General features: G+C 70.8%; 14 protein-coding genes. 8 read left to right on the plus strand and 6 right to left on the minus strand.

What is annotated here, in order from left to right; translation table 11 throughout:
• The first annotated feature begins 2,239 nt into the window (after window positions 1-2,239).
• From ACFVVX_RS36130 to istB, 3 genes are all read left to right on the plus strand, one after another.
• The gene (locus tag ACFVVX_RS36130; protein WP_387952165.1) at window positions 2,240-2,731 is read left to right on the plus strand and encodes a hypothetical protein; all 492 of its coding nucleotides are present in this window, start codon (window positions 2,240-2,242) and stop codon (window positions 2,729-2,731) included.
• 127 nt (window positions 2,732-2,858) lie between these two features.
• Window positions 2,859-4,505 carry an IS21 family transposase gene (istA, locus tag ACFVVX_RS36135; RefSeq protein ID WP_387952166.1) on the plus strand — a complete coding sequence of 549 codons (1,647 nt, stop codon included), beginning with the start codon at window positions 2,859-2,861 and terminating at the stop codon, window positions 4,503-4,505.
• A complete protein-coding gene (gene istB / locus ACFVVX_RS36140; RefSeq protein WP_387952168.1) occupies window positions 4,502-5,341 on the plus strand; it encodes an IS21-like element helper ATPase IstB in 840 nt (279 codons plus the stop codon). The genes istA and istB overlap by 4 nt, the downstream gene beginning before the upstream one ends.
• 2,405 nt (window positions 5,342-7,746) lie before the next feature.
• Here the strand turns inward: istB and ACFVVX_RS36145 are convergent.
• Window positions 7,747-8,103 carry a hypothetical protein gene (locus ACFVVX_RS36145; RefSeq protein WP_387952169.1) on the minus strand — a complete coding sequence of 119 codons (357 nt, stop codon included), beginning with the start codon at window positions 8,101-8,103 and terminating at the stop codon, window positions 7,747-7,749.
• 374 nt (window positions 8,104-8,477) lie between these two features.
• Entirely contained in the window at window positions 8,478-9,107 is a 630-nt protein-coding gene (locus ACFVVX_RS36150; protein ID WP_387952171.1) for a HEAT repeat domain-containing protein, read from the minus strand.
• Window positions 9,108-10,422: 1,315 nt separating this feature from the next.
• Here ACFVVX_RS36150 and ACFVVX_RS36155 point away from each other — a divergent pair.
• The 3 genes from ACFVVX_RS36155 (at window position 10,423) to ACFVVX_RS36165 (ending at window position 14,260) form a co-directional block, all read left to right on the plus strand.
• Window positions 10,423-10,923, plus strand: coding sequence for a hypothetical protein (locus ACFVVX_RS36155; RefSeq protein ID WP_387952173.1), 501 nt, complete (start codon window positions 10,423-10,425; stop codon window positions 10,921-10,923).
• 126 nt (window positions 10,924-11,049) lie between these two features.
• Window positions 11,050-11,196, plus strand: a complete 147-nt coding sequence (locus ACFVVX_RS36160; protein ID WP_387952175.1) for a hypothetical protein — start codon at window positions 11,050-11,052, stop codon at window positions 11,194-11,196.
• Window positions 11,197-11,428: 232 nt separating this feature from the next.
• Window positions 11,429-14,260 carry an NACHT domain-containing protein gene (locus ACFVVX_RS36165; RefSeq protein ID WP_387952176.1) on the plus strand — a complete coding sequence of 944 codons (2,832 nt, stop codon included), beginning with the start codon at window positions 11,429-11,431 and terminating at the stop codon, window positions 14,258-14,260.
• A gap of 250 nt (window positions 14,261-14,510) precedes the next feature.
• Here the strand turns inward: ACFVVX_RS36165 and ACFVVX_RS36170 are convergent, their stop codons facing one another.
• From ACFVVX_RS36170 to ACFVVX_RS36185, 4 genes are all read right to left on the minus strand, one after another.
• Window positions 14,511-15,521, minus strand: a complete 1,011-nt coding sequence (locus ACFVVX_RS36170; protein WP_387952178.1) for a hypothetical protein — start codon at window positions 15,519-15,521, stop codon at window positions 14,511-14,513.
• 935 nt (window positions 15,522-16,456) lie between these two features.
• Window positions 16,457-16,657 (minus strand): hypothetical protein, encoded by a 201-nt coding sequence (locus ACFVVX_RS36175; protein WP_387952180.1) that lies wholly within the window; start codon window positions 16,655-16,657, stop codon window positions 16,457-16,459.
• Window positions 16,658-16,714: 57 nt separating this feature from the next.
• A complete protein-coding gene (locus tag ACFVVX_RS36180; protein WP_387952182.1) occupies window positions 16,715-16,999 on the minus strand; it encodes a hypothetical protein in 285 nt (94 codons plus the stop codon).
• 760 nt (window positions 17,000-17,759) lie between these two features.
• Complete coding sequence (locus ACFVVX_RS36185; protein ID WP_387952184.1) at window positions 17,760-18,572, minus strand: hypothetical protein; 813 nt, start codon at window positions 18,570-18,572, stop codon at window positions 17,760-17,762.
• 479 nt (window positions 18,573-19,051) lie between these two features.
• On the opposite strand from ACFVVX_RS36185, the gene ACFVVX_RS36190 reads away from it, so the two are divergent.
• The gene (locus ACFVVX_RS36190) at window positions 19,052-19,732 is read left to right on the plus strand and encodes a hypothetical protein (RefSeq protein ID WP_387952186.1); all 681 of its coding nucleotides are present in this window, start codon (window positions 19,052-19,054) and stop codon (window positions 19,730-19,732) included.
• A 376-nt stretch (window positions 19,733-20,108) separates the two neighbouring features.
• Window positions 20,109-20,852: a hypothetical protein gene (locus tag ACFVVX_RS36195; protein WP_387952188.1), complete on the plus strand. Its 744-nt coding sequence runs from the start codon at window positions 20,109-20,111 to the stop codon at window positions 20,850-20,852.
• Window positions 20,853-20,908 lie beyond the last annotated feature (56 nt).

Below are 20,908 nucleotides of genomic sequence, written 5' to 3' on the forward strand. Positions count from 1 at the left end.
GCCTGCGGCTTATGCAGCGCCTGGCGGCGCTGCAGCGGGCCTGACGGCCCGCCAGGGCTGGGGGGTGCCGGCTGCGCCGTCACCGTGCGTGGTGCTGTTCCCGGGGCTGCGCCCCGGGGCCCGGCTGCGCCGGGCGGGGGTGGGCGGGTGGCGGGGGGCGATTCGCCGGTGGCGAATCGGCTTGTGGGTGGCGGCCCCTGGCGGGGCCTCAATTCGGGGGTGGCTGGTGTGAGTGCGGCACGGGCCTGCGGCCCGCCTTGGGGCCTGTTCCGGCCTGCGGCCGGGGGTGTGACGGGCCGTGCGTTTTGGGTGTGATCAGGCCGGGCCTGACGGCCCGTCCGGCCAGCGTTCACGATGTCGCACGAATTGCCGGTAGAGGGGCCTCCCCTGCGGGGCGGCCGGTGGCGTTGACGATGTGGCGTGAATTGCGGGTAGAGGGCCATTCCCCTGGAATCCGGAGGAGCCTCGTTCACGATATTCGACGAATTGCGGGTAGCGGCCACTGGCCCGGTTCGGGGCACCGCGGGGACGGAGCGCTGCCGGGTTCTGTCCCCGGGGGCAGTCTGCTGGGACTCCCCGGGGGACGGTGCGGTGCCCTGGCGGGCCCCATGCGGGGCGGCGGGCCGGGGGGAGGGGTGGCGGCAGAGGCCGGGTGGCGGCTCGGGCTCGGGGTTCGGCGGCGGGCGGCGGGGCGCTCCGCACGGCGCCGGGCCGATCGCGGGCACCGGGAGCTCGCCCGGGGCGCGGGGCCGGCTGTCAGGGCACCGTGCGCACGGGGCACCGCATCGGGGCCCGCCCGGCCCCGGCCCCGCACAAGAACGACCGCTCCCGCCGCCCCACCCTGCGCAACCCGCCCCCTGATCCACCCCCCGGCAACCGGCCCCGACGGCCCCCCGCCCGGGGCGCAGCGGGCGGAACAGGGTGGCTTCCGATCACGGGCACAGCGGTCGGCGGGGCGAGGACGTACAGGGATGCAAGAGCTGTCACGAACTCCGCCCCCCGGCGCGGGGCGCAGCGGGCGGAGCAGGCACCACGCTCCCCGGGGAGAGGGTGCGGGGGCGGGGCGCAGCCTGACACCGCAGCCTCGCCCCGGGCGGGGGCGGCCTGGCGGCCGGGGGCGGGGTATCGGCCTGCGGCTGGCACGGCGGGGGCTGGTGGCCCCGTGGAGGCAGTGGGCGGGGACGGCCGGTGCCCCGGGAGGGCGGGTGCGGTCGGTGCCCTGGCGGGCCCCGTGCGGGGCAGCAGACCCGGGAAGGCGGCGCCCTGACGGGGCCGTGCGGGAAGGAACAGCCGCAGGGACAGCAGGAGAGGCGCTGCGGCCGGGCGGGGCACCGGGCGGATCCTGATCGGGGCACGGCAGCGGGCCGGTGAGGGCGGCGGCCTCCGGTCGTAACGTTACGTTACGCACTATCTCGCTGCACCGATCTACCACCGCAGCACTCCCCCGGACGGCCGACACCGCACCTCGCGGGCGCCACGCCGGGATTCGCCCGGCCCGGGAACACCCCCCCTCGATGCCAGCCACCCCTGCCCGCGGCCGCGGAACAGCCATGTCCGCACACGCTGCGCCCCCGGCCCTGCCCTGCGCAAGCCCCGCCGCCCCGCGGAACCCACACCCTGATCCGCACCCGGGGACCGGCGCCGGCCGACAGCCCCCGGTCCGGGGCGCAGCGGCCGGACCGGGGGCAGAAGGCCGGCGGAACGGGGCCGAGGCGGTACCCGGATACAAGAGCTGCCACGGACTTCGGGTCCCCGGTCCGGGGCGCAGCACGCGGACCAGGCACGACACCGTGAAGGGGAGGGGTCGGGCACGGGGCGGGGCAGGGCGCAGCCGGACACCGCCCCCTGCCCTCGCAGGGGGGCCTGGCGGCCGTGGTGGGGGTGGCGGCCTGCGGCCGCCACGGCGGGTGGCGGGGGTGCCGGGCCTGGCGGCCCGGCGGGGTGCGGGTGCGGGCACCGGGCCTACGGCCCCGTGGCCGGGGCGGGGCGGGGCAGGGGGCGGTGGCCTGCGGCCCCCTGTCTAGGACGGTGTTTCTTGGCCCCGGGGTGACGGCTGCAAGTGACCCCACCGAGGAACGGTTTGAGTTGGCCCCACCAGACGGTCGGCGCGGTGTGCAGAACGCAGCGGTCGTCACCGGCCGGCATGGTAGGTCTGACCCCTGGGCTACTCTCTGGTCGGTCGGCGGCGGTGGGCGGCGCCATCTTGAGCTGCGGGGACTTCCCGCCGGTTGGAGGCCAGATGAGGACCGTGGGCGATTTCGTTCCCCTGCTCGGGGCCCCCGTTCGGCAGGACGAAGGGCATCTGATCAAGGAGATCGCCGCGTCCTGGTCGGTCACCTTGCCCGAGGACTTCATCGCGATCGCCGGCGCGTACGGCGACGCGGTCATCTCGGACTACATCTACTTCTGCGGGGCCCGGACGCTTCGCAGCTACGCCGACCGCATGGGCCGGAAACTGGAGGCGTCTCGGACGGTTCCGCACCTCGTGCTGCCGTCTCCGGGCGGGGCTCTGGTCTGGGGGAACACGATCGAGGGCGATCAGCTGTTCCTCGTTCCCCGCGAGGGCGGGTCCTGGACGGTCTCGGCGTTTCGCCGCGGCTGGGCGGACTGGCACGACACCGACCTGGGCTTCAGCGACTGGTTCCACCTGGCGCTGACCGGCCAGACGGCCACGGACTGGCTGCCGGAGTGGGAGCCGCTTCCGCACCCCCTGGAGTTCGACGGCGAGTGACAGAAGCGTCGAGCGGGCGACCAGCGGTGAGCACTCGTTTGGAGTAGTGCGGGATTGACCGGGCTCCGGCAACAACGTCACGCTGTGTGAGTTCGTGGTGTTACGGCCGTGTCAGGAGGCCGAGGATTTGCAGCGCGTCGAGTTGTTCGAGCGGATTCGCCGTGACCGGAGGCTGGAGAACGCCTCGGTCCGGGAGTTGGCCCGCCGTTACTCGGTTCACCGCAGGGTGGTCCGCCAGGCCTTGGAAAGCGCATTGCCTCCGAAGCGGAAAGATCCGGTGACCCGCCGCTCCGCGCTGGACCCGGCCAAGGGCTGGATCGACGAGATGCTGCGGGCGGACCTGACGGCGCCGCCGAAGCAGCGGCACACCAATCGGCGGATCCTGGCCCGGCTGCGGGACGAGTACGGGTTCACCGCGGTCGCCTACAGCACGCTCAACGACTACCTGCGGGTCCGTCGGCCGCAGATCAAGGACGAGGCGGACCGGGCCCGGATGCTGCACGAGGGCATGGTTCCGCAGTTCCACCGGCCCGGCGAGGAGGCCGAGGTCGACTTCGCCGAGGTCTGGGTGCGGGTGGATGGCAAGCCGCTGCAGTGCCAGATGTTCACGCTGCGGCTGTCGTATTCGGGCAAGGCGGTCCACCGGGTCTTCTCGACGGCCGGTCAGGAAGCCTTCATGCAGGGCCACGTGGACGCCTTCCGGATCCTGGGTGGGGTCCCGGTCCGGCACATCCGCTACGACAACCTGAAGCCGGCGGTCTCCCAGGTCTGCTTCGGCCGCTCGCGGGTGGAGTCGCAGAGGTGGGTGGCGTTCCGCTCGCACTACGGCTTCGACGCGTTCTACTGCCGTCCTGGCAAGGAGGGCGCCCACGAGAAGGGCGGCGTCGAGCACGAGGGCGGGCGCTTCCGCCGATCGCATCTGGTCCCGGTCCCCGAGGTCGACACGCTGGCGGACCTGAACGAGCGGATCGAGCGGATCGAGGCGGAGGAGGACGCCCGGCACATCGACAACCGGCCCACCTCGGTCGGCTTCGACTTCGCCTACGAGGCCCCGCTGCTGGCTCCGGTCCCGGAGGAGGAGTTCGACGTCGGGCTGACGCTGACGCCGCGGGTCGACAAGACTTCCCGGATCACGGTCCGCCAGAACAAGTACTCGGTCCCGGCCCGGTTCATCGGCAGGACCGTCAGGGTCTCGCTCCGGGCGGACGAGGTCCTGGTCTTCGAGCAGCACAAGGTCGTGGTCCGCCATCCGCGGCTGGCCGGCCGCTACGGCTTCCGCGACCTGCTCGATCACTACCTGGAGATCCTGCGGGACAAGCCCGGCGCGCTGGAGAACTCCACCGGGCTGGCTGCGGCCCGCGAGAGCGGCCTGTTCACCCCGGTCCACGATGCGTTCTGGGCCGCAGCCCGCGAGGCGAGGGGGCGGTCTGAGGGCACCCGGGCCCTGATTGACGTCCTGCTGCTGCACCGCCGGCTGCCCGACGACGCGGTGGTCGCTGGCATGAGCGCTGTTCTGGAGGCCGGGTCGGTCTCCCCGGACCTGGTGGCGATCGAGGCCCGCAAGGCGCTCGCCGCGGCCGGCGGCCCGCCGCCGGTGGTGATCGCCCCGCCGCCCGCCGCGACCGCCGGGCCTCCCGAAGACCAGGACGACGTCGCGGCGCGGGTGATCTCCCTGCCCGCGCGCCGATCGGCCCTCCCGCCGGACACCCGGCCGGAGCCTTCCCTGGCCGCCTACGGCCAGTTGCTGTCCATCCAACCGAGAGGCTCGGCATGACGCAGAGCACCACCTCCAACGTCCCTTCGACCACGGGGCGGTGGGGTTTCTTCGGGCTGCCCGCACAGCGCGGCGCCAACCCGGCGGCGACGATCGACGCGGCCTGCCGGAGCCTGGGCCTGTCCACGATCCGCGGGCGCTGGGAGGAGTTCGCGGCCCAGTCCCTGCGCGAGCAGGCGTCCTACGCGGACTTCCTCGCGGACCTGCTGGAGAGCGAGTGCGACGACCGCGACGAGCGGCGCAAGCAGCGGCGGGTCAAGGAAGCGGGCTTCCCGCGCAACAAGCGCATCGAGGACTTCGACTTCGCGAAGAACCCGAACGTCCCGCAGGAGGTCATCAACACCCTCGCCCAGCCGGAGTGGGTCCAGGCCGGCAACCCTCTCTGCCTGATCGGCGACTCCGGCACCGGCAAGTCGCACCTGCTGATCGGCCTGGGCACGGCGATCGCCGAGGCCGGCGGCCGCGTCCGCTACACCACCGCGGCGAACCTGGTGAACGAGCTCGCCGAGGCCGCCAGCGAAAAGCAACTCGGGCGAACCATCAAGAAGTACGGGCGAGTCGACCTGCTCTGCCTGGACGAGCTGGGCTACGTCAAGCTCGACCGGCACGGCGCCGAGCTGCTGTTCCAGATCTTCACCGAGCGCGAAGAGCGACACGCGATCGCGATCGCCTCGAACCGGCCCTTCACCGAGTGGGACCAGACCTTCACCGACAAGCGACTCTGCCAGGCAATCGTGGACCGGCTCACCTTCGAGGCCCACATCATCGAGACCGGCACCCAGTCCTTCCGCCTCGCCAGCACCACGGCCAAGCGCAAGGCAGCCGCCGCAGCCTGACCCACCGTCGGACCATCATCCCGCCACCGGGCGGGCGCCAAACACGGCGCCCGCCCGTTCGCATTCCTGTCAGGGGACGCGCCCGGGCGGGCTCCGTGAAGACCACGCTACCGGGCGCCACGGCCCGCCACTGCCACCCGAGCCCCGCCGCCCCCGGACACCGGGGAAACGTCACCCGATCGGGGGTGGGGCCACTTCAATCCGTTCCTTCTCAACACCGCCCCGAGCCGTCACCCGAACGGCCCAAAAGTGGGGCCAGACGAAACCGTTCTGGTGGGGCCAAAACTCACCAGCGCAGACAGCCCCCTGGCGGGGGCACAGCGGGCGTAGGCGGGGCCGCGGTGTTTGTGCGGCCCCCTGGCGGGCGCTGGGCGGTTTATCGGACGGCCTGCGGCCCCCAGGGGAGGGGGCGGAACCGGACGGCGCCCTGGCGGGCTCCGCAGCGGGCCGGGAGCGGCAGCAGGGGGGAGGGGCTGGCATCTGCGGCCGGGACGCGGCGCAGGGCCCGGGAGCAGCGGGCGGCCGGTGCCGGAGGGTGGGCGAGGGAGCCGGGGGCGGGTGCTGGTGGGCGGCGGGCAGGGGGCCGGCCCCGGCATCGGCCGCGACGGCAGCGGGCGCCGGGGGCCGCCGAGCCACCCGCCGGGCACCGCCGGCACCAGCGTCGGCCCGGCTCCCGGCGCGGCCGGGGCCGGCCCCTGACGGGGCGCAGCGGCGGCCACGGCGCCCGTTCCCGAGAGCACGGCGGGCGGCCACGGCGGCCGTTCCCGAGGGTGGTGGCGGCCGCCACCACACCGCGGCGGCAGCATCGGGCGGGTGCGGCTCGGGCCTGCGGCAGTGCGCGGCGGCACCCCCCGGCCGGGTCGGCGGGCCGCCGCCGGGCCCGCACCGACGCCGCTCCGATGAGCCGCACCGGCGGCAGTCCGACCTGCGGCGCAGCAGCGACGCGAGAGGGGCCAGCGCTCCCCCAGGGGTGAGGCGGGGCAGAGATGCAAGAGCTGTCAGGAACTCCACTCCCGGGCCCGAAGGGAACAGCGCACGGGCAGCACCACACCCTCGGCGGGCGGGCGGCGAACACGGACCGGGGCGCAGCCGGGCACGACCACCCAGCCCCCACCGCGGCCACGCGTTCTCACGCGGGCGGACTGGCGGCCGCGGCGGGCCGGACTGGCGGCCGTGGTGGGGCCGGGGTGGCAGGGCCGGGCCTTGCGGCACCGGCCAGGGCGGGCGAGCCCGGGGCGGTGGCCTGCGGCCCCCTGGCGCAGGCACAGCGGGCGTAGCCGGTGCCGGGTGGTGCCGGGCGCGGTGGAGGCCGGACCGGGCGGCCTGCGGCCCCCTCGGGATGGCGGGGACACCCTGGGGGTGTCTGCCCCGGGGTGTCCCCGAGGCCGGGAGCCATCAGGGGCCCGGCACACCCCGGGGGGAGCAGCGGCAGGCAGGACGTCCTCCCCCGGGCCGAAGGCAGCGCTGGCGGTGCGCTGGCCGGACTCCGGGCGGAGCAGCGACGGGGCGGCGCGCGAGGCAGGACGGCGGGCGGGCGGGGAGCGGCGCGGCGGCGCGCGGGGCAGGGCGGAGCAGCAAGGCAGGGCGGAGCAGCGGAGCGGCGGGTGTGCGGCCCGCAGGCACCTCCGGCACGGGGTGCGGGGCGAATCCGGCGACCGGCACAGCGGCGAATCGGGGCCGCCCCGGGAAGGCGCTCCGCAAGGGGAAACCCGCAGTGATCGCAAGCGTGAAATCGGTCATGATTCCTGAGCTGAATGCGGTGGTGGGCCGGACCGGTTTCCGGAGGCCGAACACGGCCGGGCCGGACCGTGAAACGAGCCAGGGAACCGGGTGGATCACCGGAGCCGTTCCGGCTGATCATTCCGGAAAGAAACCCGGGAAACCAGGTCGGCAGAATCCCGGTGCGCTCCGGAGATCACCGGAGCACGTCCGGACGGCAGAATGACCAGCGTCGGGAAAGGTGTCATCGTCCGCTGCTTCGCACCGCGAATCCTGGGACCGCCGGATTGAACTGCGGCCGGACGCGGAACGGCATCGGCGAGCAGCCCGGCGAGCGAATCCACGGACTGTGCGGGCGAGGAAATTTCCGGGCTTTTCCGGGATTCCTGCATGCCCGCCGTCAGAGGTGAATGCGCGGGCCCGGGCCGGGGTGGGGATCACCCCCGGTCCGGGCCACGGTCCGGGGCACTGCGGCCGACACGGCGACGTCCTGGCGGCCGACGGCAGGCGGGCGGGAGCGGCCCCGTGGACGGCGGCCAGGAGCAGCTGCTCGACACCGGACGCGGCGCAGCGGCAGCGCGGTGACTGCCGCTGCGGGCGGGATGGCCGGCGGCCCGGCGGGCCGTGACCCGTCTCATCGAAGTTTGACGCGTCTCAACGAAGTTTGACCGCAGGCAGATCTACCTTCAGCGGCGCAGCGTGCGCTGGGCCAGGGCGAGGGTGACCTCGGCTTCGTCGCTCCAGGAGCAGACCTCCAGCCAAGAGAGATAGCCGTCTTGGGCGAAGACCAGGACTTCGCCGGGGCAGTCGCCGCTCTCGGTGCAGATCTGGGCGTCGGCGACCACCACGGTGCTCGGTCCGGACGGTGCCGGCTGGACCGCAGCCGCGTTGAACTCAAAGTAGGCCGTGCCGCACCCGCACGTACAACGCCCGCTCACCCGGAGGTGGGGCACCTGAGCACGGAGCGCCAGGTGGACCGGATCATCGCCGTCGAGAAGAGCGTCGAGCACCTCGGCCACGTCGGAAGGAAGGGGCTCAGTCACGCCCGCACCGTACCTGAGCTGCGACGTCAAAGTCCGGTGAGACGAATCCCAGGCGGTCAAACTCCGATGAGACAGATCAAACTTCGCTGAGACGGCTCAGGCCGTGTCCTCTGTGTCCCGTCTCGCTCGACCTGGTCCCGATCTCAGATGATCTGGTCCCGCTGTACCAGACCGATTGAGACGTCATGGTCAGCAGCGGAGCGCGCACGGCCCACTCGCGGCTTCGGGACCAGATCATCTGAGATCCCCGGGCCGTCCTGCGTCTCGAACGATCTGGTCGCCGCAGGTCACCGCCCTGGCCCCAGCCCAGATCGTTCGAGACGGGACACTCTGACAGGTGAGTTTGACCGCTGGGCTTTCTCCCAGGCGGATCTCTACAGGGGCGAGTAGGTCTCGTACTTGCCCTGCAGAGAGGAGGCGGCTGCGTCGGACACGTCGGCGCGGGGGCCGGCTGCACATCCCTGGAGGAACTCCGTGACCCGGGGGCCCGTCCATCCTGCCGCGGCGGCAGCGGCCCAGAACCGGAGGCCGTCGTGGGCGTCCAGGGGATCGAGGAAGTCGAGGATGTAGTCGATCGTGGCCGTGTCCAGGACGAGTCGCTGTATGGCAACGGCCCGCAGGGCACCGTCGGCGAGCAGCGGGGTGCCGGTCTCCAGGCACCAGCGCAAGGAGTGCGCCGTTTCGTCCGGAGTGCTCAGCCGGACGACGGCGTCTCCGAGCGCGACGTACACCATGGTCGCCTCGAAAGGACGCTGGGCGAGTTCCCGGATCAGGCCGAGGGCAGGACGGTGACCGCATGCCCCGAGAGCCATGACCAACTGGTACTGGGTCTCCCACGTGCGGGTGTCACGGACCTCCCGCTGCAGGGCCTCCAGCAGCGACGGGCCCGCAGCGGGATCGGCGAGCCGGCGCAGGCGCGCCGCAGCGGAACGCCGCTTGGGTGAAAGCCGGTGGCCGAGCTGCCCTACGGCTTCGTCCAAGGTCAGTGCCATCTCGAATCCCATCCGGTCGGTTCCGTGCCTGCGAAGCGTAGATGTTCGCCCTGACAGGGCGGTTCGCAGTTTCACGGCACCGAGCGGCCCCGCCACCGGTCAAGATCACATGGCAAAAACCCACTGCCCGTCAAGATCACCTGTCAATCGGTCAAGGTCGCCTGTCAGAGAACACCGGGAGCAGACACAGGAGACACAGGTGGACACAGGTGATGCGCAAAACACTCCCACCAGGGGAAAACATGCCTGTCAGGACACAGAAGACACAGGTGGACACAGATCGACCGGGAAGGAGGCCCGCGGGCCGGCGGCCGGACGGCGGCGAACACGGTCTCCGGTCCGGTCGGCAGTCCGACGGCCCCGCAGCGAGCAGCGGCGGGCAGGCGGGCAGGCCGGGACCGTCCCGGGAACGGCGACCAGGAGCAGCCGCCCGACACCGGCACCGCGCAGCAGCAGCGCGGTGGCTGCCGCTGCGGGGCCGGGACCGCCAGGGGCAGGACGGCGGTGGCCGGCGGCCGGCAGCCCTCGGGCAGGCCGGGGCCGGGAAACAGCCCGACAGCGGGGAGCAGCCCGGCCACCACGGCCAGGACGACGACCAGGCACAGCAGTCCGGGAACAGCGGCCACCCACCATCCCGGCCACCACCGCCAGGCGCAACAGTCCAAAGCCCGGCGCCGCCCACGGCCAGGCGCAGCACCCGGGCGGGCGGCGGCGCGGTGAAGCGGCACTCCACCGACCGGTGACAACCGAACTCCCCACCCGCCATAACCGGCACATTCACCAATGATTCCCGGCGAATACCGCTGGCGGAATTACCGGGCGGAATTCACAGGGCGATCAGAGGCAGCATTCCGACGGGACGTCAAATCGAACCGGCCCCGGAGCCACCCCAGAACCGCCGCCGCCCTCCCCCGAGCCGGCTCCACCACCCCGCCAGCCCAGCGACATGAACACCCACAGTCACCGAAACCAGCACCGCCGAACCCCACCGCCCAGCACCCGACCAGGACCCGCACCCCCGAAAATTGGTCTGACAACAAGCCATTGAAGATGGAAAACCCGTCCAGGTCACACGGCACACCCGACGACCGCAAGAGTTCCGTAACCGACAGCTGGTAACGAAACCACCCAGGGGTCCGGCCCAGCCGGGCCGGGCCGGCCGGGAGAGCGAAGGCCGGGACGGCCACACGACGGGCAGGACGGGCGAGCGGGGCGGGCACCCGAGCGGGCGAAGGACCGGCCAGGACGGGCGAGCGGGTGGACGACCCGGCACCGACCTCCGGCCCGGTAGTCCACCCCGACCCGCCCGCACCGCCCGCACCGGACTGTGACTTACGGGCAGGCCCGCCGCCAGGCCACCCTGCGCAGGCGCCGCCTGGACCAGCAGACCCCGCGGCTGCGGCAGGAGGCCCGCAAGCTGCTGGAGGAGATCGGCCCTCAGCCGGCTGCCGCAGGGCAGTCCAAGCTGGAGACGATGGACGGCGAGCAGCTCGCCCAGGTGGTCCGGCACGCCCGCACCGCCCGCGACCACCTGACCGCCCTGCACGACGCGCTCGGCACCGAACACGGCCCGGCCGGCGCCCGGGCTGCCTCTGATGGCAGTGCGTCCGCTACGGGCGCCCGCCCCGCAGCGCGCGGACCCCGCCCCGGACCCGGCCAACAACCCGTCCCCACCGAACTCATCAGCCTGCTCCCCGAACCACGGACACCGACCCGCACCCTGACCGCAACAGGCCGCCCGAGCAGGCCGCACCCCGCCGGCACGGCCTGCAGCCACACCAGCCGCCGGACAAGGGGCGCACCCTGTAGATCGCACCATCGCTTCTGAGACTCGTCCCAGTTCCTGCAAACCACCAGGTCAGCAGCCATGGATCCATGCCCAAATGAGGAAACCCACAGCTCATGGCCGTTGAGACACCTTGTTCCAGTTTTTGCAGAACACCAGGTCAAGAGCATGATCCAGAATCAGCTCCTTCAGAACCACTGGCACGACACACTCGGCGTCATCCCTCGATGGGGTGTCAAACCGTCGGCGGGCGATCCAACGGCGGCCGCCGCCCGTGCGAAGCGGCTCACCGAACTCGGCATGCGCTGGGAGTAGGCCGAGTTCGGTGGGGTGCAACGCGGCCGCTGCAACGCACGCCCGGACGGGTGCAGTGGTAGCGGGACCACACCGTAGGGGCCGGCGCGTCGGCGCCCATGAACTGACCGGCCTCGGGTAGATGCTCTGAACTCGGCCGCGGGCTGGGATCCCCACCCTCCGTAGAGATCCGCTGGGGCGAGAATTCGGTCAAGCACACCTGATCGTCTTCGAAATGGCGGAAGATGGAGGCGTGGACTACGACCTCAGCCCGTTGGGCACCCGCGAGTTCGAGCATCTGAGTCAAAGTCTGGCGAAGTGTGTCCTGGGGCCCGGTGTGAGTGTGTTCGGAGACGGCAAGGACGGTGGTAGGGAGGCCACCTTTCACGGCTCCGTGACCTTCCCACATGAAGGGCAGACCTGGGACGGATACGGGGTCGTGCAGGCCAAGTTCCGCCAGCGAGAGAACCAGCGGGTACCCGACGCCCTCTGGATGGAACGCTCCGTCACGGAGGAACTGCAAAAGTGGGTCGAGCCTGCCACGAAACGAGGCGAGCTGCCCGAGTTCATGCTGTTCACCACCAACGTGGTCTTGTCTCCCGTACCTGAAACCGGAGGCATCGACCGGGTCAACGCGCACATCGCGAACGAGAGCAAGCGCCTCAAGATCCCGCTCAAAGGCTGGGCTGTCTGGCACTTCGACGAGATCTGCCGCTACCTCGACATGTACTCGGATGTCCGTCACGCGTACGCCGGCTTCATCACCCCTGGCGATGTCCTCAGCCGACTACTCAATGTACTGCCGGATGCCGTAGCCGAGACCGCGGACATGATTCGGATTCATGCCAGCATGGAACTGGTGGCCGACCAATGGGTGCGCCTAGGGCAAGCAGGAGCAGAGGCCAGCGGAAAAATCGGCCTGGGACCAGTGGCTGTCGACCTGGAGGCCCTTGCCAATCCTCGGGAGCCGGAGACCGTCCACGCCGGCGCATACGCGATCGCACGTGGCGACAGCATCATGCGCCCCACCCTGCAGACTGCGGAGGACCCGCGGCACATTCTGATCATCGGCGGGCCGGGGCAGGGGAAGAGCACCCTGGGGCAGTTGATCTGCCAGGCGTATCGTGTCGCCCTCCTCGATGAGGAGGGCGAGCACATGCTGACCGCCCAGGCGCGCGAAGTACTGCGGTCCCTTCGCGGGGATCTAGCCGAGATCTCTTTTCCCAAACCGCGGTCGCGGCGGTGGCCGCTGCGGATCGCACTGCATGACTACGCGAACGCGGTCTTGGGAGGAGAAGAGCTCAGCCTCTTGCACTTCCTCGCCCAGAAGGTCAGCAAGCGCGCTCCCGGCGTCAAGGCTTCGACACTCTCCCGGTGGCTGCGCACCTGGCCATCAATCATCGTGCTGGACGGTCTTGACGAGGTCGCCTCGCCCCACACGCGGGACCTCGTCATGACCCGGATCTCCGAGTTCCTGCTGCAGGCACGGGGGCTCGACGCCGACATTTTCGTCGTGGGCACCACCCGCCCCCAGGGCTACAAGGGGGAGTTCCACCACGGTGACTACGAGCCCGTGATGCTGGCCGAGATGTCCATGGACGACGCCCTGCACTACGCAGGAAGACTCGCCAAAGCACGACACCATGACGATCCTGACATGCGTGAACAGGTGGACAAGCGCATCGTCGCGGCATCACAGGAGACCGCGACAGCCCGGCTGATGCGTTCTCCCCTGCAAGTGACGATCATGTCGCTGCTTGTTGAGAAGCACGCCAGGATGCCTCAGAACCGCTTCGAACTCTTCGACGCCTACTACAACACGATCTATGAACGAGAGATCGGGAAGCCGAACGAGACAGGCCGGCTACTCGCCGAGAACCGCCAACACGTCGACTGGCTGCACCAGCATGTCGGCGTCCTCCTCCAGACCCGGGCAGCACAGAATGGCCAGCGGGACTCCATCATGCGTAAAGAGGAGCTGGAGCAGCGCCTGCACGAGCGTCTCCTTGAGGAGATCGATGACCTCAAGCTGGCAACGACGCTCGGCGCGAAGCTGATCGACGCCGCCACCGACCGCCTCGTCCTGCTGGTGGCTCCCGAGCTTGGGTACATCGGCTTCGAGGTCCGAAGCCTGCAGGAGTACTCTGCAGCCCGTGCCCTCATCTCGGGGCCGGATCATGAGATCATCCCTCGTCTGGAAACCCTGGTGCGGCATCCCTCGTGGCGGAACGCCTGGCTTCTGGCAGCCGCAGGTATCTTCACGAAGCACTCTCACCTGCGTGCCGATCTCGTCAGCGCTCTCCGGACTGTTGACGCGGAAGACGAGGTGGCGATGCTGCTTCTGCCAGGTGCCCATCTGGCGCTCAGCCTCCTCGACGAAGACCTGGCGCGCCAGCACCCCCGGTACCAGAACCTTCTCGTCCAGCACGCTGCCGAGCTGATCAGTCAGCAGCCCGGTGACGCGCATGCGGTTTCTGACATCCTGATCCATGCGGCCACTCGCCATGATCAGGCCCGTGCCCATCTGGAACGTGCCGCGAAAGCGGCTGCCGACAGCCGAGGCAGACGCCTGATGAACGCCTGCCAGGTCCTCGCTCGCTGGGCAAGAACGCAAGGCCCTCTGGGGCTGTTCTCGCGTCAGCTTCTCGACAGGACTGTGCGCCGCATGACCCCTCCGGAGCGGGCGGCCGCAAGACTCTTCTCTGCTGAGACGACTTGGGCGCTACCCTTGCCCGATCTCCTGACGTACAGCCTCACCACCGAGAGTAGGTCCGACCTCGCCTCCTTCATTACTGCCAACGTGGCGAATCCAGAGGTTGAGTGCTTCGTCGAATCGCTCCGCCGCCACCCTGTCTACCTGCAGGACATAGATGGGTTCTCGGTTGCCTACGTCGATCCAAATCGCCCTTTGGAAGCGATCCCGTTCGACGACCCGGTCTCAACCTCTCAGGCGCAGCAAGCCTGCGTGGCGACCATCGAGGCACAGGACGAGACGGGCTGGCAGATCGCTATGGCTTTCACTGGCCTCCTGGAACAGCTTCTGTACGAAACCGCTCCCGAACCCAGGATCCACGGGATCATCTGAAGAAGGCGACACTGGGCTGGCTGAAGGGCGGACCGACAGACCAGATGGACGAGCCGTCAACGGACCGGGAAGTGCGCTGAGAAGCCGATGCAGAAGTCGTGCCGCCCTTGCCGCGTCGACCTGGGCCGCTCAGGCCAGATCGTCCTGCGGTGGGAAGAGCCGGTCGATGATCTCGGCCCACGTGTGCTGGCGCACGAAGCCGGTGGTGTCGGCCTGCGGTACGAACCTCCCACGCCCGTCTTGGCGGGCGCTACCGGCCTTCACGGGTGCTGTCCCAGGCTGCGGCGATTTCCTGCAGCGCCGCTGGCGGCAGTGCGCGGTTCCATGCCTGTTCGAGGGCGGTCCGGGCGCTGTCGAGCCGCTCGCACAGGGGGACGCTCATGAAGTGGTCGAGCAGGTCGATCCGGCCGGGCCCGCCGACTGGGGTCTCGGGGCCGTACCGGACGAACAGGTCCTGCAGTCGCTCGCGGTGGCGGACCGCGAAGTCCTCCAGTCGGACCGGGTAGGCCTCGTAGCCGGCCTCGCCCTCGGGAAGGGACGCGACGATCACCGACCGGATCGCCTCATAGAGGTCGACGCCGCGGTTCTCCGGATCCCCGACCGCCTGTTGGTAGACCCGCGAGGCTGCGGCCAGCACGGGGTCGGTCACCATGACGATGCCCCACACCCCCGGCTCCGAGGCGAGGTAGACCTCGTGCGGGTGGCCGTCCTCGCCGCCCCCGCAGACCGGGCAGTACCGGATGTCGCCTGGGGCCTGGACATCGGAGCCGCTGTGATGGGTGAGCGCGACGACAATGTCGGTGGCCGCGCCGGCCGCCTCGTGCCGCTGCTCGGCGGTCATCGCCGCGCACAGGTCGGCGACCGTCTCCGGGGACAGGGTGCGTTCGTAGGCGGTGGCGATCTCGCGCCAGGGGGCCGGGAGCCACGAGTTGTCGGTCAGGTCTTCGGGCAGGCCGCCGAAGGTCTCGCTCGCGGCCAGGCAGACCCAGGCGACCAGGCAAGCCGTGGCGTCGGCCGTCGCCGCAATCCGGTCCAGCAGGGAGGTGCGGCAGGCGCGGCAGCCGTCGAGGGCTGCGTCGTAGAGCCGCGCCGCCAGTTGCGCCTCGGCCGGCTTGCCGACGTACGGCACGCTGAAGACGCGCATCCCGTCCGTGCTGTGGTCGTGGTCGTGCAGGGTCGCGGCGTCCACGGAGGTATAGGACGCGCCGGTGCGGTCCTGGTCCCGGCGGACGCGGTTCTTGCGGGCGTGACCGCTCGTCATGCTGTTCTCGGCTTCCCGCGCTCCGGCCCCATGACCCGGTGCGCGCGGTTCGGCGGCACACACGGTTGTCCGACAGGCGGGTACGAATCCGCCGTACTGGTACAGCAGCGCAGTTGATGCAGCACCGCCGGCCACCACGTGCGTGGCCGGGCACCTTCGCCCTCGGCGTGCCCCGGTCATGGGCCAGGGCACTGGGCTTGGGGCCGATGCGCTCGGCCGGTGACCACCGTAGCGGCCGGGTGCCTGCCAGCGGCGCCGAACACCGAGATCCGCTCCCGCCGGGGCCCGCCGTGTGCCCCGGCGCCGCGCTCCGCCGGGGCACACGATCGGGGAGCCCCCCGGGATCACGGGCGGCTGCGGCGCACCGTCGGCCGGGCGGGCGGGGCCTGCTCTCCGCGCAGCGCGAGGGCCGCGGTGCGACAGCCCGTCCATACCCGCACAACGACCACGCAGCCGCCCGGCCACGGCCGCAGCGGGCCGGAACCGGCGGGCCGGCAGGCGGCGGACCGGCGCGGCAGGTGCAACACGAGGTGCAACACGCCCGCCCTCCCCCGCCCCCAGCCGAATAACGCCTGGTCAGACCCGCAACACGACCCCGTGTCGCACCCCGCGTTTGCACCCCCACGTTGCAGTCCACCACCCCGGCCGCCGAACGCCACCACCAGGACCAGACCGCCCAGGACACCCTGACGGCCACCGCCAGGACCACGACCAGGACGACGCCCAGAACGCCCTGACGGACCGCCCACCGGGCCCACCGGCTGAGCGCCGGGCGCGGGCCCCCGCCCGCGCCCGGCCGGACGGCACCACCACGCCGGGCCGCCTGGGGCGCCCTGGCGGACCGGCAGCGGCCGAAGCAGGCGAACCGGCCCCGCTCACGGCCGCGTGCCACCTGGTCGAGCTGGGGGCCGGTGTCGAGTGCGGTTGGACGGCACTCAGTCGTGGATGTCCCAGGCCCTCTGCGGCAGCCAGTGAGGGAGGTCGTCGAGGGCTTCGGCGGGGTAGAACACCGGCCGGGTCAGGAGGCGGTCGCCCTCCCGTTGGACGTTGACCACAACCCCCAGTGACTTCGAGCACGGCACGCCCGCGCTCATGTAGGAAAGCTCGTCGGTCCGGGTCTCGTCACGTTCCCGCATCCACTGCTCCACCGCGGAGGGCACTTGGCCCACGAGCGCGGTGCCCTCTGCGGTGACCTACGGTCCACACAGCGCGTCGACCGCGACACCGGACAGCCGGCCGTCCTGGTAGTAGAGATGCAGGCCGAACTCCCGGCACCGGCCCTCCGAGGGCCTCCAAGTGTTGTTGCCGCGTCCACCGGACCACGTACGGTGCTCGACGTCCTCGGTCACACCACGCAGAGCCTGCGTCACCTCCTCAGCGTCCATCCCGAAGCGCAACGGCCCCACAGCCGTGAACGGCTCCAGCACCCACTGCTGACGCTCCTCCTCCGGCCGGACATGCCACCATCCCTTAAACATGATCAACATCCTGCCCGCCAGCACTGACACCAGGAGAGCCGGCCGAGGACACCACCCGGTCTGAACCTCGACCGACAGGCGGGCCAGGGCGGGGCGGGCCGGGCCCGGCCAGACGGCGACCGTGCCGGCGCGGCGGCACCCGGCGGGCGGCCCGGCGGGCTTCTGCGGCAGCACCCCGACCGGAGCCGAGGAACCGGGGAGCGGGGGCCGGGGGTCGACCGTTCCCGGCCGGGGAGCAGCAGGGCCGGACGCGGACGCCCGCGGCCCCCTGTCGCGAGGGCTGTCGCGGCCCGCCCAAGCACGGGGATCCGGGCCCGGCGCCCACGTCACACATCGCGACAGCGCCCCCCACGCGACAGGGCACCCGACAGGAGCAGCCCCGGCCCGGCAACGGGCCTGACGAAGGGCAGCCGGACGCAGCAGTCCGGGGCCGGGACACGGCCCGACGACCAGCACGACCACCAGGCGCAGCCGCACCGGGCCGGGAGCAGTGGCTCGGGCCGCCCCGGGCCGAGACGGCGGGCGACCCGCGAGGCGGGGCGTGGCCGGACGGCAGCGGCGGCTGTGAGCTCGGGTGAGCGGTCCAGCAGGGTCTTGAGCTGCTGCCGGTCGTCCTCGCGCAGGTGGTCGGGGTGGCGCGTGATCCAGCCGGTGGCGGTATGGAGCAAGGGCTGCCGGGCGATCGGCGGCGTGTTCCCCGCGGCCGAACGCTCGGGTCAGGGAGTCAGGGCCTACGCCGCTGAACCAGTGGGGGCGAGGCTCAGGACCCGGTCGCGGGTTCGTCGTTGGCGGGCGCGGTGACGGTCACGGGACCGCCGAACTCCGTGAAGGTGATCTTGTTTACGGTGGCCTGGCCCCGGATGGTCATCCGCTGTTCGAAGCGGAGCGTGCGGCCCTGGCTGTCGATCCACTGATCACAGTCAAAGGTCGTGATCTTGCCCTTCATCGAGCGGTAGACCTGCGGGTCGATGCTGGCGATCTGCTCCACCTCGAGGCGGCCGGCCAGATGGTAGACGGGGGTGCCCGCAACGTCCTCCATGCCCTTGCGGGCCGAGGGGCCAGTGGCCAGCAGCAGCGCGGCGTACTTCACGTAGTCCGCCCGGTCCTGGCCGGACCGCGGGACCTTGACCCAGCCGCTGCCCGGCTTCGTCAGGTCACGGCTGTAGGCGAAGTCTTCCGCGAGGACGACCTCTGTGTGAACGGCGGCCTGCTCACCGGGCGCGTCCGCGGAGCGCAGCACCATCTGGCCGGTCATGGGCGCGCTGGTGTTGACTCGTCCCTTCGTCGTGAACGACGGTGTGCCGGCCACCTCGTTGGCCACGGACATGACGGCGGAGTACGGCACCGGCTTGGCAGCCAGGGCCTGCTCGGGGTCGAAGGCGCCCGGTACGGGGCTCGTTGGACTGGTGCTCGTGGGGGCGCCGATGGGTGCCGCCGTGGTGGGGGCGGTCACCGAGCTCGGGGAAGCGGCGGCGCCGGCCGCAACCGTGGCGGCGCTGTCGTCCTTGCAACCGGTCAGAGCGGTAAGGGCGAGTGCCGCCGTGGCGGCGGTGAGCACGATGGTGCGGCGCATGGTGACGAGATCCCCCGGAATTCGGATAGTGCGCCGATCTTGCCGTATCAACTGATCACACCGCCTGGAGGATCTGGCGTGCGACGTGGGGCAGCTGGTGCCGAAGTGGCGCCACTCTCAGGCGATCGCCCGCTCTCCCGCCAGCCGCCAACGACGCCCCGATCAGGAGCTGGGAGACCTTCTTGGAGGTCATCGAGGTGCTCTGGCAGTGGCCCCAAAGCTGTTTCCAGAGCGGCGAAGCGGTCGACGCTCGCTGCAGTGGCCCCAACCTGGCTGGCGGGGTTGGAGCGTCGTGCCGACGCTCGCTTCTGCTCGGGGCGCTGTCGGCAGGCCGATCACCGTCGCCGATCAGCCCTCCATGACCGTTGACCAGCGACCTTGTAGCCAGCGCGATCGCCTTGGCTCTCTCCTGGGGGTGGGCCGCCTGCGGACCGGCCATAGACTCGACCAACGGTCGAGCGGCAGAGTGGGAGTGGTAGTTGGGCAGGCAGGAGATGCGACGCAAGGTATATGCGCCGCTGCGGAGCGCAGGCCTGAAGGTGCTTGAGGGAGGGGTTCCGGAGACTCAACTGCCGGCGTTCGTGGTGGGCGCGGCAATCAGCTGCGGCCCCGCGACGGGTCGGCGGGACGCCTACTTCGACTACGACACCCCGAACCTCATCGAGCATGCCAACCAGGCCTGGTACGAGCTGGCCATGTCCTCCGGCCTCTTCGGCACCGACCGTGAGTTCCTGCTTGCCCTGCCCGCCAACCTCTACAGCGCGAAGGCGGCCTCCCGACACCGGCGTTCTGTCTGGCGCCGGGTCCGCCTGCTTGACGACTGGGACATCATGGGCGCCGCTTGCGCGATCCGCTTGGGGATGAGCGAGCACGGCTACCCCGAGCACCTGCTCGGCTCACGTGCCGGACGCCCGGAGTTCGCAATGCTCTCCTTGGACAGCACCGTCGCCGTGCTGGGGACGACCTGGGAGACCGGCATCAGCTCCCTCGCGGTGCCCAACCCGGGCGATACGGAGCCCGTACAGCGAATGCTCGACTGGGCGGCCACCAGGGTGTGGGACCCCCGCGAGGAGTGGCTCATGGGGGCACCCCGCATGGAGCGAGAGGAAGCGCTCGCATGGCTGCGGCACAACGAACCAACCACGGCGAATCAGACGTGAGAATCCGTCGTCGTGTTTGGAAGCCGACCGGCAACATCAACTGAGACTGCCATGCGGCGGTGTCGCTGAGAGGCAACGTCAAGTGAGACTCCGCCGAAGGCATGTCTCACCCGACCTTGCATCACTCCTGGTCACAGACTCGGCTACCGGCAAGATCCACTGAGACGGGACATTGAAGTTCAGAAACAGGCACTCACCTTGTCGTTTAACGTTTTGGCCCGAAGGAGGGGACCTCACTTCTCGGTGTTCGGTGGGTGCCAGGGTGGGCAGTGGTGCTTACGCCCCAAGATCGCGTCCGTTGACGTCTCGGCGCCGTAATCCCTACTGTGCTGACGGCGGCTTCACCGAGCTGGCCCGCATACACCAGAGGGGAATCATGAAGCGCATAGGCGTGGCCGCGGCTGCGAGTCTTTCGGCCGCTGCTTTGCTGTTGGCCGGGTGTAGCGGTCCCGGGGCGCCGGTCTCGACTGCTTCCACGTCTACCGTCACGACGTTCGGATGCCTGACCGAGGAGCAGGGCCGCAAGGGCGCTGTGACCGTGCAGGACAGGGGAAATACGAACAAGGCGTACTTCCAGGACTCGGACAGCGGCGGTGCCGAGGTGGCGCTCATCTTCTGGCACCAGGACGGAGGCTCGCTGTGTGACTGGGTGCCCTACCTCGGAAGCTTCACCAAGGCCGGATACGCCGTGCTCGCCTTCACCAGCAGCGGGGACTTCTTCAATGATCTCGGCCCAGCCGACCATTTCCTGGCGAGCAAGGGCTTCTCCAAGATGGTCATGGTCGGCGCATCAGGTACGGCCACGGCCCTCCTGGACAAGATGGCTTCGCCGGTCGATGGCCCGGAGAAGGCGGTAGTCGCGCTGAGCGCGCCCCAGCGCTCCGGCAACTGGGACGCGGCCAAGATGGTCGCCCTCGGCAAACTGCCAACGTTCTTCGCAGCAGAGAAGGACGACCTGCCGTCCAGCGGCGACGCCAAGGCGCTGTACGACGCATCTTCAAGCCCCGGAAAGCAGCTCAAGATCTACCCGGGTGCCCGGCACGGCGCAGATCTGCTCAAGGACGGCGCGCTGCCGAATGTTCTGGCTTTCCTGGCCACGTACGCGCCGCCCAAGAGCTGAGGTCGAGTTAGCCGGCTGCCTGCTTGCGGCCTCGAACCGGTCGTCCAGCCCGTCAC

Origin of the sequence: Kitasatospora sp. NPDC058170 (genome assembly GCF_042883905.1) — a bacterium.
GTDB lineage: Bacteria > Actinomycetota > Actinomycetes > Streptomycetales > Streptomycetaceae > Kitasatospora.

Coding starts and splice junctions, on each gene's coding strand:
- ACFVVX_RS36130 (WP_387952165.1), top strand. CDS start 2,240: ATGAGGACCGTGGGCGATTTCGTTCCCCTGCTCGGGGCCCCCGTTCGG.
- istB (WP_387952168.1), top strand. CDS start 4,502: ATGACGCAGAGCACCACCTCCAACGTCCCTTCGACCACGGGGCGGTGG.
- ACFVVX_RS36150 (WP_387952171.1), bottom strand. CDS start 9,107: ATGGGATTCGAGATGGCACTGACCTTGGACGAAGCCGTAGGGCAGCTC.
- ACFVVX_RS36160 (WP_387952175.1), top strand. CDS start 11,050: ATGATCCAGAATCAGCTCCTTCAGAACCACTGGCACGACACACTCGGC.
- ACFVVX_RS36170 (WP_387952178.1), bottom strand. CDS start 15,521: ATGACGAGCGGTCACGCCCGCAAGAACCGCGTCCGCCGGGACCAGGAC.
- ACFVVX_RS36175 (WP_387952180.1), bottom strand. CDS start 16,657: ATGCGGGAACGTGACGAGACCCGGACCGACGAGCTTTCCTACATGAGC.
- ACFVVX_RS36180 (WP_387952182.1), bottom strand. CDS start 16,999: ATGTTTAAGGGATGGTGGCATGTCCGGCCGGAGGAGGAGCGTCAGCAG.
- ACFVVX_RS36185 (WP_387952184.1), bottom strand. CDS start 18,572: ATGCGCCGCACCATCGTGCTCACCGCCGCCACGGCGGCACTCGCCCTT.
- ACFVVX_RS36195 (WP_387952188.1), top strand. CDS start 20,109: ATGAAGCGCATAGGCGTGGCCGCGGCTGCGAGTCTTTCGGCCGCTGCT.